Source organism: Chryseobacterium gleum (assembly GCF_900636535.1).
Lineage (GTDB): Bacteria > Bacteroidota > Bacteroidia > Flavobacteriales > Weeksellaceae > Chryseobacterium > Chryseobacterium gleum.
Window position 1 is genome coordinate 1,866,678 of sequence record NZ_LR134289.1, and the last position, 14,432, is coordinate 1,881,109.

A 14,432-nucleotide genomic window follows, 5' to 3' on the forward strand; every position below is an offset into this window, starting at 1 on the left:
ATTTTTGAAAATTAATTTTAAAATAAAACAGACTGGCATGAAGGAGCCTGTTTTTTATTTATAACATCAAGGTTCAATACTTGTAGTAATTCCCTGATTCCAATGTTTTGCTTCCGGCATATAATACAGATATACATTACTTGATTTTGCAGTATATGTTCCTGCAAACTCTGCTTTGAGATCAAGATTGATGGTTTTTGTTTCTTCCGCATCAAGGTGTTCCCAGTAAAGCACCAGATAATTATCAAAGATTTCATAATAGGAAATCTGTTTTTTATCAATCAGGTCTTTCAGTAAAGCATTTTGCAATGTCAGTCCTGCAGGAATACCGATCTTTGCAATGGTCATTGGCAGCTGGCCATTTATTTTATTCTTAACGGTGACAGTCAGTCTGTTGGTCTCACCTACTTTTGATGTTTCTGATTTCAGTTTTGTTTCCATAATAACAGGAATATCTTTGCTTTCCGGGGCCTGAAGGGTATAATATTGATATTCGAGTTTATAAGGCTGTCCATTTTTAGCAGGATAATGAATGTTGATCATATTTTCTCCGGGCTTAAATGCTGAAGAAAGGCTCATCATCGTTGAAGTTTGTGCCTGATTAATCTTTATTACCGGCCTTTCTGTTCCATATAATTTCTCATTTTTAGACAAAAAATCTGACAACGCCTGCACGGCTAATGTTGTTGCCTGAGTAGAGCCAAACCCGTAATATCCATTGAGATTAATAAGCTGATCTGCTGCTTCTGCAATTTTCAACTGATTAAGGCTTTCATCTTTCTGAAGCGCCATAATGTATAAGGAAAGCGTTTCCGCTTCGGCAGATCTTCCCCACCATGAACCTGTGAAGGTAATGTCACATTTTATATTTTTTGTTTCATACTGCAGGTCCAGAATTTTCATCAGATCATCGTATTCTTTCTGTTTTCCGAGATGAGCAGCGGTATTGGCCAGCAAAGCCAGCTGATAGGAATCTTTTGTGCCGAGAGCTCTTTTCATCATTACTTTAAAAGAATCTTCAATTTCATTTTTAAAGCCCGATCTGGATAAAGCATATACAACATACATATTTCTAGCCCAGAAATACTCAGAATATTCCTTTTTTAACTCATAGCCTTTTCTTACCTCAAATAATCCGTTTCCATTTTTTTTAGATAAAATAAATGAAGAAAGCCCTTGAATAAGCTTAACATCGGGATTGACATATTTCTTTAAATCAGTAAATTCCAATAAGGCAAATGCTGAAACTGCCACATCTGATTCTTCACTGTTGAAATATCCGAAACCACCGTCTTTATTTTTATAGCTCAGCATTTTCTGGAAGCCTTTTTTCATATTTTTAACCACCAGATTTTCCGTAGATGTATCGATCTTTCTACCCGACTTTAAATAATCCAGGATAAAAATATTAGGATACACCGTTGAGGAAAGCTGTTCAAAGCATCCGTAAGGTTCCTTCTTCAGTTGTTCCAGATTGTCAAACATCTGTAAAGCAGCATTTTCAAATACATAATATGAGGAAAACAGACTTCCGTTGATATATTCCGGAATATTGATTTTTATATCTTCCGTTTTATTATTGATAATGGAAAATTTATGTGGAAATCCTTTTTCTTCTACTTTAAAAGGTAAGATCATCGTTTCCCTGAAATCTCCGGATCTGATGGTAAACTGAATATTGGAATCCACTATTTCATCAGTCTGTATTTTGACAAATAATCTTCCTGATTCTAACGATTTCAGAGTAATCAAGCTGTCAGAATGCATCAGTTTGACATGGTTGGGAACAATGACGTCCATGGTCATTTTTCTGGTTTCTGAAGAATTATTTTTGAGGACAACAGGAATTATCATCTGATCAGTTCTTGTCAGATACTGAGGAATTTTGGCATCTATTGAAATAAGGCTCTGCGCCGCATAGGCTGTTTCATCCCTTCCTACAAGTCCTGATGCCGCAATCCCTTCTGTAATAATTCTAAAAGTAGTATTGGCATCTGAGTTATAGAATTCCACGGTTGCCTTCCCATTCTTATCGGTTTCCACCACTGGGTTCCAGTACAGGGCTTCCCTGTAATCAAAACGATAAGAAGTATTGGTGGTTTTATACTCAGGATAAGCAAATTTTCTTGATCCGGTGTATGAAGCAAGCTTTCCGTATGGCACGGCTTTTACGGCAAGATAGGATTTCGGGGGTAATGTCAACATTGATTTTTGAGCTGTTATTTTTACCTGAATTTACAATGACTACCCCATTGGCAGCACGGCTTCCATAAATAGCTGTAGCGGCAGCATCTTTGAGAACAGTAACACTGCTGATATCATTTGGATTAATAGTAGTATTGAAATTTTCTACCGGAACACCGTCTAAAATAAATAAGGGGCTTTTATTAGTAATAGAAGAATTTCCTCTGATATTGATCTGCTCACCGGCTCCTGCCTGGCCCGTCCCTATAATTACTATTCCTGCGACTTTCCCATTCAACAGAGAAGTTACACTGGCATTCTGAATTTCCATAGAAGAAGAAATTGTTGAAGAAGCCATGGCTGATTTATCCTTTCTCATATTGTAGCCCAATACTATAACTTCTTCAATTCTTTTATTCTGAATCGTATCAGATCTTGAACGCCCTGGCTTATTCAGCGTTTGGATATTATTCCTGTTTTCTGTCTTTATTTCCTCTTTTCTTTCAGCTTCCTGTACGATTTCTTCCACATCTATATGAGACAGATTCTGTTTTATTAAAGGATTAATATCCAGATTATAAGATAAAATATGGATTTTAACCTGATGCCTGGGCTGAAAAGATTTGGCAATGATTTTATAGGAATCATCCGCATTTAAATCTGAAAAATAGAACTTCCCGTTTTCTGCAACAGTCTGTTTGAGAATTTTTCTGTTGTCTGTATTCAAAAGAAAAACATCAGCTTTTACCGGTTTTTTGTTTTCATCTTCTACCACTCCATAGATCGTATTTTCTTCTCGGGAAGGTATTTGTACTTATCAGTTTTCAGAACCTCCGGATAAGCTCAAAATAGCGATAGCCATTTGTCAGCATCACAAGGTCTAAGCTTTTATCTGCTTTTCTTCTTTTTTATCAAAATAAAACTGTGGCTTTTCAATTTTCCCTTTCAATTCAGAGTCCATCAGAAGCCAGGAAATGATATGATTCTGTTTGTCATCAGCATAGGTCCATAGTTTATCATCTACCACGCTTACTCCAAGATTCGCAGGAACAGGTTTGTTATTTTCATCCGTGGTTTCAATGTCCAGGACTACCTTTTCTCTTGGCAGATAATGCTGTTTTACAGGCTTTACCTTTATATTCAGCTGATTTTCTTTATTGGTAAAAACAATACGTTCTGCAAGAGGAACATTATTTTCCAGAACGGTAAATCTGCAGATTCCTGCCGGAAAGTCTTTCTCAGGAATTTCCAGTGGATTGTTTCCATTTTTCAACGGAATAACTTTGGAATAGACTTCTTTTCCACGGAAATTTCCTTTCAGGATAATTGTTTTTTCCTGTGTTGAAATGATAGTAAAAATCAGTTTTTTGTTTTCATTTTTAATATTTAAAATCAATCCTTCATCTTTTGCCGCCGGAAAATTAAAAGTTTGAGCAATATTTTCAGGCTTTATCACTTTTACATAGTAAGTTTCCCCATTTTTCGGGATAAAACGAAAGCTTCCCATTCCAAAATTATAGGCTGAAATTTCCTTTATTTTTTCATGATTCTGATTATAAACAGCCAGGACAGCATCTACAGGTTTTTCAAATTCATCCAGAATTTTAAATGCGATATTCTGTTCTATTCCGTTGATAAAAGTTCCGCCTTCAGGAAGAAATTTCACATCCAGATTATTCAGAACAATCGGAATATTCCTGGAAATGGATTCTGTAAACCCATCAAAATCAACCTTAATATTCAGAAGTGCGTCTGAAGATTTCAATACCTCAGGAAGTTTAAATGTCAAAAGTTTTTTCCCTTCTTTATCAGTAATAAATTTTCCCTCGGAAACGGTATTCCCGTTGTGCATTACCGTGTAACCGGCTTCATAAAAAGGGATTGGAAGGTTACTCAGACTTCTCATTGAAAAATCGGCGGTCACCTCGTCTCCTGGTCCATATCCTTTTTTAGGAAAATCCAGTTTCATCAGAATTCTTGGAGATACGATTTTCTGAAGGGTGATTTCTTTCTCAAAGGCATTTTTCCCTTCTTCATTCTGCATCCAGTTGGTAAAAGCCCTGATCTTGTAGATTCCGCCTTTCATGTCTTCAGAAAAATAGAAATAACCCTGTGCATAGCCGTTGGTAATTTCATATTTCAATTTTTTCAGAACACTTCCTGCCGGATCAATGATTTCAAAATTAACTACCCTGCTTTCTTCCACCGGAAGGTTATTAATTCCCTTTACCACATATATTTTAAAATACATTTCCTCTCCAGGCTTATAAAAAACATGGTTGGTCTGAATGTACGTTTTTTCTTTTTCAAAGTCATGGAATGACTGCTGAGCTTTCAGAGAAAAGGCTGATAATAACAAGCCCAACAGGATGATATAGGTAGATATAATTTTGAGATTCATGAGTTAAAATTTAAATGAAACAATACATCCGAAGGTTTTAAAGGAAGGAAGGTTGAAAAAATCCAGCCCTCTCCCGTTATCCATATCATAAAAATTCTGATTGGGATCTACTCCTTTACTGGCCTGCCAAAGTATTATGTTGTTTACGTAAAAGGTCAGTTTAAGGTTCTGCTTCCCGTAGTTAACAGGGAAAGTGGATGAAAGCGAAATATTGTTGATTCTTATGTAATCTGCCTTTTGAACATAACTTTCCGCCACCCCCAGATAACCATATCTTGACCATCTGTTTTCCTGAACACTCCGGTTCGGGTCGTAAAAATCTACAGGAATCTGATTAACACTTCCATTGACATCTACACCCTGAAAAACATAATTCTTAATATTTCTTTCTTCTCCAGATTCATAAGAACGGCCGTAATAATCGAGAACGGCCTGGGTTCCATTCCACAGCTGCCCTCCTTTTTTCCATTCCCAATTGATATCCAGAGACAGGTTTTTATAAGCAAGACTATGATTGAACTTCATCACAAAATCTGGTGTTGGATCTGCAATAATTTTCATCCCTCCTGCTTTTTTCGGGTATCCGAACTCATCAATGAACAGTTGTCCAGCTGCATTTCTCTCAAAATAACTTCCCATGACAACTCCCAAAGCCTGTCCTTGCAACAATGTTTTGTAAATATCCTTAAAACCGGAAATGGCCATATTCTGATATCCGGGTGAAATATGATCTACGATGTCCTTATATTTAAAAAATGAAACCTTGTTGGTTACATACGCGTCATATCCAAGTCGCAGCCTATCATAAGCAAAATTGAATTCATATCCGCTGTAGGTATGGTCTGCTATATTTTTCAACCTCAACTGATTGTTTTCAAAAACAGGAAATATATCATTTGTACTTTTTCTGTTGAAATATTCGCCATCCAGACTTATATAATACCCGAGGTTCAGCCTGGCTCCAGCTTTCCATTCTTTGGTGTTGATATTGGATAAACCTTTGAAGGTTTCTACTTCCTGCACAGGAAAGTACTGGTTATAATTTTCTGCATTCAGCAATGTAGTGGCATAAGCGGCGTATGATCTTGTAATTTCAGGCTCGGAGCTTAACTGTGTGTAACTTCCCAGTAGTTTGAAACTGTAATTATTCCAATCGAAGATGTCATTAAACTTCAGATAAAAGTTAGCCTTTGGAAGCCAATAATTATTTTTAAGGGAAGTATTGGAGATGTAAAATGAATTCCCAAGATTAACAACTACTTCAAAATCATAATCACGGATTTCCATATTATAATTAAAAATATGATCCTGTGAAGTTCTCTGATAGAAGTACTTGCGATGGGTCAGGCTGTAATCAATATCTGATTTTCTATCATTTAAGATAAAATTCAGGCTAAAGATATTTTTAAAATCATAGTCTCCCAAAGTATAAGACCCCAGGATATTGGAATGATATGAACTATTGTTTTGAATCCTTTCATTTTGTATTCCGTTGCTGAACCCATAAGCAGAAGGTTTATACTGATCAAGATTCCGGATGTTGTTACTTTCATAGGACTGACTGATATTCAGTTTAAAGTTATTCCAGTTTTTTGCTGCATTGAGACTAAACTGCCTTTCACGGTTCTGATAATGGTATTTACTGTCCTGTTGAAAAAGGAAAGAGGGGTTGTCTGCATATTTGCTGTAACTTCTTTGTGAGCCGTTATTCAGAAAAGTATTTTGTTCATTGGAAAAAGAAACAGGAGTCAGCAATGAATTCTGGTATACCCTGTTGAAAAGTCCTATTCTATTGGTGTTGGTTGCTTTATCTTCTTCATAATTAAATGCTAGATTAATGTAATATCCACCCAGTTCTGTATTCAGCTTTGCTTTAAAGGTATTCGCAATATCAAACTGATCTATAAAATACATTTGATTTTTTTGCTGTCCCAGATTCAGTGAAAGCCGGATTTTCTCATTGTATCCTTCTTTTATAAAAGCATTTACATTCAGCTGATTGTTGTATCCTACCGTTGTTTTAAAAAGGTTGTTGTCATATATTTTTGCTCGCTGAAGTCCATCAATCCATGGAATCAGTTTTCCATTCTGATCGTATTCATAAGCTAATCCATTAAATCCCAGCGTTGAAATATCCGGTCCAAAACTGAACATTTCATTGGTTTCAGGGCCTCTCCAAACAAGGTTTCCGGTTTCTGATCTTCCCTGTACGTATCTGCTTTGGGTTGCGGGAATTGCATTCCTGTTTTTAATATCAAAAGAGGTAGTAAAACTTCCATTCAACAGTAATGTTCTCTGATTAAGCTTTTTCAGGATGTAAATGCTGTCATTTTTTTGTTTTAATTTTCTTATCTGATCAAAATAAGCGTGTGAGCTTTTACTTAAATGTTTCTCATTTTTTTCAATACTGAAATCATCTTTAGTTTCCTTTGAAATAAGGCTGTCATAATCTTTGCTATGAACATTTTCTACTTTTTTCTTTTCCGTCTGACTTTCAAGAATAACTTTTAATTCCCTGAGTTCATAAGAAGCTATAATATGGGTATTTTTACCCTGATTCCAGACAAGTGTATCATAAGGTTGAGCTGCAATAATGGCAAATCCTTTCTCATCAGTCAGTTCATATATACCACTGTTTTTATTATAAACTTTTAAAAAATTCTGTTCTTTATTTTTTGTGGTTAAAAATTTTCCAGTGTAATAGAGTTGTGAATTTTGTGCCTGTAATAAGGTAATTGTAAACGGCAATAACAGCAAATAATTCTTTTTCATCAGTTATTAGTATGCTTAAAAATATAAAAAAAGAAATTTCTGTGGAAATTTCTTTTTTTATGAATTATTTTTGAATTGTTTTATAGCTCTCTATCAGCCTTATAAATTCTGACCGGTAGCCTTCTTCATCCTTACTTTTTCCCTGTTTGGCAAGGGTTTCAATATCGGAAAGATCTTTTTTTGTAATCAGTTCTGAGTTTCTTAGGACTAAACCGAACCAGGCCACGGAAGAGGCAAATTTAAAATCCGGACTCACTGAAGATTTATCTTCTTTAATCACTTTAGTTATCTCAATGCTTTTATCTCCATCCGGTTTTTTATACCTGAACTTTACTGTTGCCATTTCATCTCCAAAGTTCTTCTTTTTAGAAATTTCAGAGTATTTCAATTTTGTTTCTTTTGGGGTAAATTCAGAATTTACGTTGGCCGGGATAACTTCATATAAAGCAGTTACTGTATGTCCGCTTCCCAGTTCTCCTGCATCAATCTTATCATTGGCAAAGTCTTCATTTCTTAGTTTCCTGTTTTCATAACCGATCAGTCGGTATGATTTTACATATTTAGGATTAAATTCAATCTGCACTTTTACATCTTTGGCAATGGTATAAATATTTCCGGCAAATTCTCTTCCTAGGAATTTATTGGCTTCCTGCATATTATCAATATAGGCATAATTTCCATTTCCTTTGTCCGCCAGAACTTCCATGGTATTGTCTTTGTAATTTCCCATCCCATAACCAAGGCAGGTAAGGAAAATCCCTGTTTTCCTTTTTTCTGTGATCAGCGTTTCTATATCTGATGTAGAAGAAGCTCCTACATTAAAATCACCGTCTGTTGCCAGAACAACTCTGTTATTTCCTCCTTTGATAAAGTTTTCCTTTGCCAGTTTGTAAGCCAGTTCAATTCCTGCTCCTCCCGCAGTGCTTCCTCCAGCCTGAAGATTATCTAACGCCTTAATGATTTTTTCTTTTTCTCCCGCTGATGTAGAGGGAAGAACCATTCCTGCATTTCCTGCATATACTACAATTCCTACTTTATCTTTAGGTCTGAGCTGTTTCAGTAAAACTTTAAGAGAAGACTTCAGCAAAGGCAGCTTATTTTCCTCACTCATTGAACCTGACACATCAATAAGAAAAACAATATTGGAGGCCGGAAGTTTATCCATTGGAATATTTTTTCCCTGAAGCCCTATTTTAAGTAATTTATGCTTAGGATTCCATGGAGAATTACCATATTCAGTATTAATAGAGAAAGGATGACCAGTTCCAGGTTGGGGATAATCATATTTAAAATAATTGATCATTTCCTCTACCCTCACTGAATTTTTATCAACCTTACCTCCGTAACTGATCATTCTTCTGATATTGGAATAAGAAGCATTGTCTACATCAATAGAGAATGTAGAAACAGGCTGATTACGGGTTAATTCAAATGCATTTTCAACTAACGCTACATATTCTTCATTGTTATAATCAATATCCTGACCAGTTTTTTTTGTAGTCTTTTTAACATTCTTTTTGTCACCAACCTGATGGTCATACACTCTTCCTGATTCAGGGAATTTTATGGAACGTTCTACTTCCATTGCTGTAACTGACTTCGGTTTTGGGCAGCCATTATATTCCGGTAATCCCGGAACCGTAGGACAGGCATCGTCTTTATCCAAAATTCCATCTCCATCTGCGTCCGGCCATGGACAGCCATTATTTTCAGGAGGTCCCGCAACTGTAGGACATGCGTCATCTTTATCAATAACACCATCTCCATCCGACTCCGGCCAAGGACATCCCTCATTTTCTACAGGCCCGGCAATATCAGGACACTTATCCAGCTTATTAGGAATTCCATCCTGATCCTTATCTTTACGAACACTGTAAGTCTTTGGTTCACCAGATGTTTCAGTGTTTTTTTGAGTTTTACAGCTTGTCAATGCGGCAAGCCCTAACATGGTTATTACAATTTTTTTCATCTACTATTAATTTCGGCAGGAAATTATTAAAATTAATTTAAACCTCCATCATTATTGAATAAAACAGATTTCTTTGAATATAGAGGAGAAATTGCCGGAAGAAATCTCTCTTCTTAAAATCACTTCTGAACGGTTTTATAACTCTCTATAAGCCTTATAAATTCTGACCGGTAGCCTTCTTCATCTTTATTTTTGCCTTGTTTAGCCAGATTTTCAATATCAGAAAGATCTTTCTTCGTAATCAGTTCTGAATTTCTGAGTACTAAGCCAAACCACGCTACGGAAGAAGCAAATTTAAAATCCGGACTTGCTGAAGATATTCTGTTATCAGAATTTTTAACTACCTGGGTTATTTCCCGGCTGGTATCTCCGTCAGGCTTTTTATATCTGAACTTTATGGTTGCCAACTCATCTCCGAATCCTTTTGAAGAAGTGTTTTGGCTATATTTCAGATCACTTTCTTTAGGAGCAAAATCCGAATTTACATTTGCAGGAATCACTTCATACAAAGCGGTAACAGTGTGTCCGCTTCCCAATTCTCCGGCATCTATTTTATCATTTGTAAAGTCTTCATTTTTCAGTTTTCTATTCTCGTAACCAATCAGGCGGTATGATTTTACATATTCAGGATTAAATTCAATCTGAATTTTCATATCTTTGGCAATGGCATACATACTTCCTGCAAATTCTTTCCCCAGAAATTTATTGGCTTCCTGCATGTTATCGATATAGGCGTAATTTCCATTTCCCTTATCGGCAAGGGTTTCCAGGGTATTGTCTTTATAATTGCCCATTCCAAAACCCAGGCAGGTAAGAAAAACGCCGGACTTTCTTCTGTCCTCAATCAGCGTTTTAAGATCCGAGATAGAAGACGTTCCCACATTGAAATCTCCGTCTGTTGCGATAATGACACGATTATTACCCTCTTTTACAAAATTTTCCTGCGCCAGTTTATAAGCCAGTTCAATTCCTGCTCCTCCTGCGGTGCTTCCTCCAGCCTGAAGACGATCCAGAGCCTCAATAATTTTATCTTTTTCTCCGGCTGAAGTTGGCGGCAATACCATTCCTGCACTTCCTGCATAAACTACAATTCCGACTTTATCTTTTGGTCTGAGCTGATTCAGCAAAACTTTAAAGGAAGATTTCAATAATGGTAATTTATTTTCATCACTCATTGATCCTGAAACGTCAATAAGGAACACCAGATTAGAGGCTGGCAATTTATCCATCGGAAGATTTTTTCCCTGAAGTCCTATTTTAAGTAATTTATGCTTAGGATTCCATGGGGCGTCACTGTATTCTGTATTGATCGAAAAAGGATTTTCGTTTTTAGGCTGAGGATAATCATATTTAAAATAATTAACCATTTCTTCGATTCTCACGGCATTTTTATCGACTACCTGACCATTATTGATCATTCTTCTTACATTGGAATAGGAAGCATTATCAACATCTATAGAAAAGGTAGACAAAGGCTGGTTTCGGGTTAGTTCAAAAGGATTTTCAACAAAAGCATCATAGCTTTCATTATTTTGAGTAACCGGTGTAATCTGCTGTTGTTTGTTAATTTCCTCCTGCAGCTTTTTCATTTTTTTTCTTTCTCTTCTGGAAAGATCTTTGGTAGTCACTACAATGACTCCATTGGCCCCCTTACTTCCATAGATTGCTGTAGCAGAATTTCCTTTCAGAATATTAATATTTTCAATTTTGTTAGGGTCTAATTTTCTGAAATCTTCATCTTTTGTTACCATTCCGTTCACAACATACAAACCTTTATTTTCCGGTTTTATAGACGCAGCTCCTCTGATCACTAACTGATTATTATTAATATATCCCGGAGCGATATTAATTCCCTGATTTCCTGTCCCATTGATCTGAATTCCCTGAACTGTTCCCTGCAATGAAGAATAAGCAGCAGGTTGTGGTGTTAAGTTGCTGACAGAGCTTGTAATGGTACTCGATGCTGTCACATCCTTTCTTTTAACCACTTTTGAATATCCCATCACTACAACCTCTTCAATTTGTTTTGTTTGTAAGGTATCATTATATATTGGGGATAGAGGTGAAAGTATTCTATCGGGAGCTTGTATTGGTGGTATATTGCAGGTAATTGGAGACTTGTATACATTCATTCCTATCACTGGTGAAGGCTTATGCGCCAAAGGAAGAGGTACAGATACAGACAATTCTTCTTTTCTGATATTCTCCTTGATAGTTCTGTCTATCTTTGCAATATCCGTTTTGTTAATCGGACCACTTGAACTTGTATTCTCTGCAATTACAGGTTGTAAAGGTTCTGCAGTCTCTTTTTTATTCATAAAGTAAAAAGCCCCAAGACCGATCATCAAACTTGCTGCAATACCATAAGGCAGCCAAAGAGATATAATTCTCTTTTTTTCTTCTTTTTTATCTAATTTATCTTCAATCTTTTCCCATACCTTCTCAAAACCAGGAAAAACTGTTGGTTCCTCTGAAAGCCTGGAAGCTTCATTGAATTGTTGATCTATATGATTATTTTCCATTGTCTTAAAAGTTTAAATGTTTTGATTTGCTAAAAGTTCCTGCAGTTTCTTCCGTGCAAAATTGAGCTGGGATTTTGAGGTCCCCTCACTGATGGAAAGCATGGTGGCTATTTCCTTATGAGGATATCCCTCAATAGCAAAAAGATTAAAAATCGCTCTGCAGCCTTCGGGGAGAAAGTTGAGTAAACTTAAAATATCTTTTTCCAGAGAAAGGTTATCTGCATTACCTTCAGAATGATCAATGTAATTTTCTTCTATAGAAATCAAGAGTTCTTTATTGGATCTTAATTTCTGCAGACATTCATTCACTGCAATTTTTCTCGCCCAGGCCTCAAAAGTATCGGGATTATGAAGCTGGGTAATTTTCGTAAAGATTTTATAGAATGTATCTGCCAATACTTCTTCTATATCTTCATCGTTTTTCAGATAACGTCTGCAGACCGCGTACAGCCTACCCGCCATTTTCTCGTAAACTTTCCGCTGTGCATTGCGATCGCTACGCTGGCATTCTAATAATAATTCTCGTTCCATAGTCAGGAGTTATATAAGTATAGATGCAGAAACTTTGGTGAGGGTTGGAAACATAATCTTTTTTTGGGCAAAAAGGTAAAAAAGACAATTTGCAAATGAATATTTTCTCTTTTTACCCTGTAACAAATCTCTATTATCAACGACTCTTAATATAAATAATCTTTTTATAGTAATGAAAAATGCCAAAATTGCATCATTACTTTTTGTTTTGTCTGCAGGAAGTATGATGTTTGCCCAAGATGACTTAATCAACAAGTTAAAAAACAACCAATCACAAAATGCTAATTTTCAGTTCACAACGTTAAAAGACGTGGGTGCAACTTCTGTAAAGAACCAAGGTTCATCAGGAACCTGCTGGAGCTACTCAGGAAACTCTTTCCTTGAATCTGAAATGCAGAGAATGGGCAAAAAACCCGTAGATCTTGCTGAAATCTTTACAGCAAGAAACTCTTACCACGATAAAGCAAAATTATATGTTTTGAATAATGGTGCTATCAGCTGGGGTGACGGAGGAGAACTTCACGATGTAATCAATATGTACAAAAAGTACGGAGCCGTTCCTCAGGATGTTTACACGGGATTAAAAGCAGGACAGACTACCAACAACTTCAAGGAAATGCAGGGGAAGCTGAAGCCGGTTCTTGACAGCCTTGTTCAGTCTTCTTCAAAAGGAAAACTGACTGATAACTGGATGGATTCTGTAGATGCCATTCTTGATGAGTATTTAGGAAAAGTACCTGCCAACTTCACCTATGAAGGGAAAAACTATACTCCGAAAACATTTGCTAAAGAAGTTGTAGGAATCAATCCTGAAGATTATGTGGAATTATCTTCTTACAAGGATTACCCATATTTCCAGAAATTTGTAGTTCCGATTCCTGATAACTGGAGTCATGATTCTGACTGGAATGTTCCGATGAAAGATCTTACAGCAATAATTGACAATGCCGTAAATAAAGGATATTCTGTTGGTTGGGCAACTGACGTTTCCGAGCCTTACTTCTCTTATAAAAATGGTGTAGCTTACGTTCCGGATATGGATCTTGACCAAATTACTGCAGAGAATAAGCAGACTTTGTTTACAGAGCCTAAAAAAGATAAAACAATTACTGAAGACATGCGTCAGAAAGCGCTTAACAACCTTTCTACAACGGATGATCATGGTATGCATATCGTAGGACTGGCAAAAGATCAGACAGGTAAAGAATATTATATGGTGAAGAATTCATGGGGAGTAACCAATGATTTCGCAGGGTATATTTACGTAACAAGACCTTATGTCGAATACAAATCAACAGCAATCCTTGTTCACAAGAATGCTATTCCGAAAAACATTCTGAAGCAATTAAAGCCAACTAAGAATATTGGTTTATAAGAAAATCATTTCTGCCATTTTACGGGCAGTTTTAGATATTTAAATCTGTTAAAAACCCGCTTATGGAAATTCTGTGAGCGGGTTTATTTTATCCTGTCATATTTAAATAATGCATTTTACATTTTTAAACGTAAAGTGTTGTTCCGTTTTCAAAAAATATTATATTTGTGTAAATCAACAAATTATTACATATGAAAAATCTAAGAAAATTATTAAAATCAGAATTAAAAAAAATTAATGGTGGAAATGCTCCTGACTGTCCGGGAGGAACTACAGCTTGCTACATTCCTGGCAGCAATGGAATTCCGCCTCGCTGGAAATGTGTTCCGGATACGATGGAATGTCCTTAAAATTGATTGACTTATTTTTCAATCAATATTAATCTGAATAAGACTTATAATCAATAAATTATTAAACATGGAAAATTTAAAAAAATTGTCAAAAACTGATTTAAAAAAAGTTAAAGGAGGAAACGCTCCGGTTTGTGAACCAGGTTTTATTGCATGCCGTCACAGAGCTGAAAATGATATTCCTGCATATTGGACATGTGAACCTTCAGAAACAGGATGCAGATTTTAACTAGGTAAAAATACCCTTCAAATCTAAGATTGTTTTTAGAGCATAAAAACCCGATTTCAGAAGTTCTGAAATCGGGTTCTTTAATAAATAGGTGAAAAT

At 36.0% G+C, this 14,432-nt stretch carries 10 protein-coding genes; 3 read left to right on the forward strand and 7 right to left on the reverse strand.

Going from position 1 to position 14,432, the window contains the following annotated elements; genetic code table 11:
* Window positions 1-66: 66 nt before the first annotated feature.
* The 7 genes from EL165_RS08630 to EL165_RS08660 all read right to left on the reverse strand — a co-directional run bounded on the left by EL165_RS08630 (window position 67) and on the right by EL165_RS08660 (window position 12,379).
* On the reverse strand, window positions 67-2,205 hold the full coding sequence (locus tag EL165_RS08630; RefSeq protein ID WP_126358609.1) for an alpha-2-macroglobulin family protein: 2,139 nt from the start codon (window positions 2,203-2,205) through the stop codon (window positions 67-69).
* Window positions 2,108-2,959 carry a TonB-dependent receptor plug domain-containing protein gene (locus EL165_RS08635; RefSeq protein WP_126358610.1) on the reverse strand — a complete coding sequence of 284 codons (852 nt, stop codon included), beginning with the start codon at window positions 2,957-2,959 and terminating at the stop codon, window positions 2,108-2,110. The genes EL165_RS08630 and EL165_RS08635 overlap by 98 nt, the downstream gene beginning before the upstream one ends.
* A 105-nt stretch (window positions 2,960-3,064) precedes the next feature.
* Window positions 3,065-4,585, reverse strand: a complete 1,521-nt coding sequence (locus EL165_RS08640) for an alpha-2-macroglobulin family protein (protein ID WP_126358611.1) — start codon at window positions 4,583-4,585, stop codon at window positions 3,065-3,067.
* 3 nt (window positions 4,586-4,588) lie between these two features.
* A complete protein-coding gene (locus tag EL165_RS08645) occupies window positions 4,589-7,357 on the reverse strand; it encodes a SusC/RagA family TonB-linked outer membrane protein (RefSeq protein ID WP_002977803.1) in 2,769 nt (922 codons plus the stop codon).
* Window positions 7,358-7,421: 64 nt separating this feature from the next.
* The gene (locus EL165_RS08650) at window positions 7,422-9,326 is read right to left on the reverse strand and encodes a vWA domain-containing protein (protein ID WP_002977802.1); all 1,905 of its coding nucleotides are present in this window, start codon (window positions 9,324-9,326) and stop codon (window positions 7,422-7,424) included.
* 119 nt (window positions 9,327-9,445) lie between these two features.
* Window positions 9,446-11,848 carry a vWA domain-containing protein gene (locus EL165_RS08655; protein ID WP_002977801.1) on the reverse strand — a complete coding sequence of 801 codons (2,403 nt, stop codon included), beginning with the start codon at window positions 11,846-11,848 and terminating at the stop codon, window positions 9,446-9,448.
* Window positions 11,849-11,860: 12 nt separating this feature from the next.
* Window positions 11,861-12,379, reverse strand: coding sequence for an RNA polymerase sigma factor (locus tag EL165_RS08660; protein WP_002977800.1), 519 nt, complete (start codon window positions 12,377-12,379; stop codon window positions 11,861-11,863).
* 172 nt (window positions 12,380-12,551) lie between these two features.
* On the opposite strand from EL165_RS08660, the gene EL165_RS08665 reads away from it, so the two are divergent.
* The 3 genes from EL165_RS08665 (at window position 12,552) to EL165_RS25805 (ending at window position 14,333) form a co-directional block, all read left to right on the forward strand.
* A complete protein-coding gene (locus tag EL165_RS08665; RefSeq protein ID WP_002977799.1) occupies window positions 12,552-13,754 on the forward strand; it encodes a C1 family peptidase in 1,203 nt (400 codons plus the stop codon).
* 191 nt (window positions 13,755-13,945) lie between these two features.
* Window positions 13,946-14,104, forward strand: coding sequence for a hypothetical protein (locus EL165_RS25800; RefSeq protein WP_002977798.1), 159 nt, complete (start codon window positions 13,946-13,948; stop codon window positions 14,102-14,104).
* Between the two features lie 67 nt (window positions 14,105-14,171).
* The gene (locus EL165_RS25805) at window positions 14,172-14,333 is read left to right on the forward strand and encodes a bacteriocin-like protein (RefSeq protein WP_002977797.1); all 162 of its coding nucleotides are present in this window, start codon (window positions 14,172-14,174) and stop codon (window positions 14,331-14,333) included.
* The last annotated feature ends 99 nt before the right edge of the window (window positions 14,334-14,432 follow it).

What these genes read in the sequence shown, in the direction of transcription:
- EL165_RS08645 (WP_002977803.1), bottom strand. Translation starts at nt 7,357, where the DNA reads ATGAAAAAGAATTATTTGCTGTTATTGCCGTTTACAATTACCTTATTA.
- EL165_RS08650 (WP_002977802.1), bottom strand. Translation starts at nt 9,326, where the DNA reads ATGAAAAAAATTGTAATAACCATGTTAGGGCTTGCCGCATTGACAAGC.
- EL165_RS08640 (WP_126358611.1), bottom strand. Translation starts at nt 4,585, where the DNA reads ATGAATCTCAAAATTATATCTACCTATATCATCCTGTTGGGCTTGTTA.
- EL165_RS25800 (WP_002977798.1), top strand. Translation starts at nt 13,946, where the DNA reads ATGAAAAATCTAAGAAAATTATTAAAATCAGAATTAAAAAAAATTAAT.
- EL165_RS08660 (WP_002977800.1), bottom strand. Translation starts at nt 12,379, where the DNA reads ATGGAACGAGAATTATTATTAGAATGCCAGCGTAGCGATCGCAATGCA.
- EL165_RS08655 (WP_002977801.1), bottom strand. Translation starts at nt 11,848, where the DNA reads ATGGAAAATAATCATATAGATCAACAATTCAATGAAGCTTCCAGGCTT.
- EL165_RS08665 (WP_002977799.1), top strand. Translation starts at nt 12,552, where the DNA reads ATGAAAAATGCCAAAATTGCATCATTACTTTTTGTTTTGTCTGCAGGA.
- EL165_RS25805 (WP_002977797.1), top strand. Translation starts at nt 14,172, where the DNA reads ATGGAAAATTTAAAAAAATTGTCAAAAACTGATTTAAAAAAAGTTAAA.
- EL165_RS08630 (WP_126358609.1), bottom strand. Translation starts at nt 2,205, where the DNA reads ATGTTGACATTACCCCCGAAATCCTATCTTGCCGTAAAAGCCGTGCCA.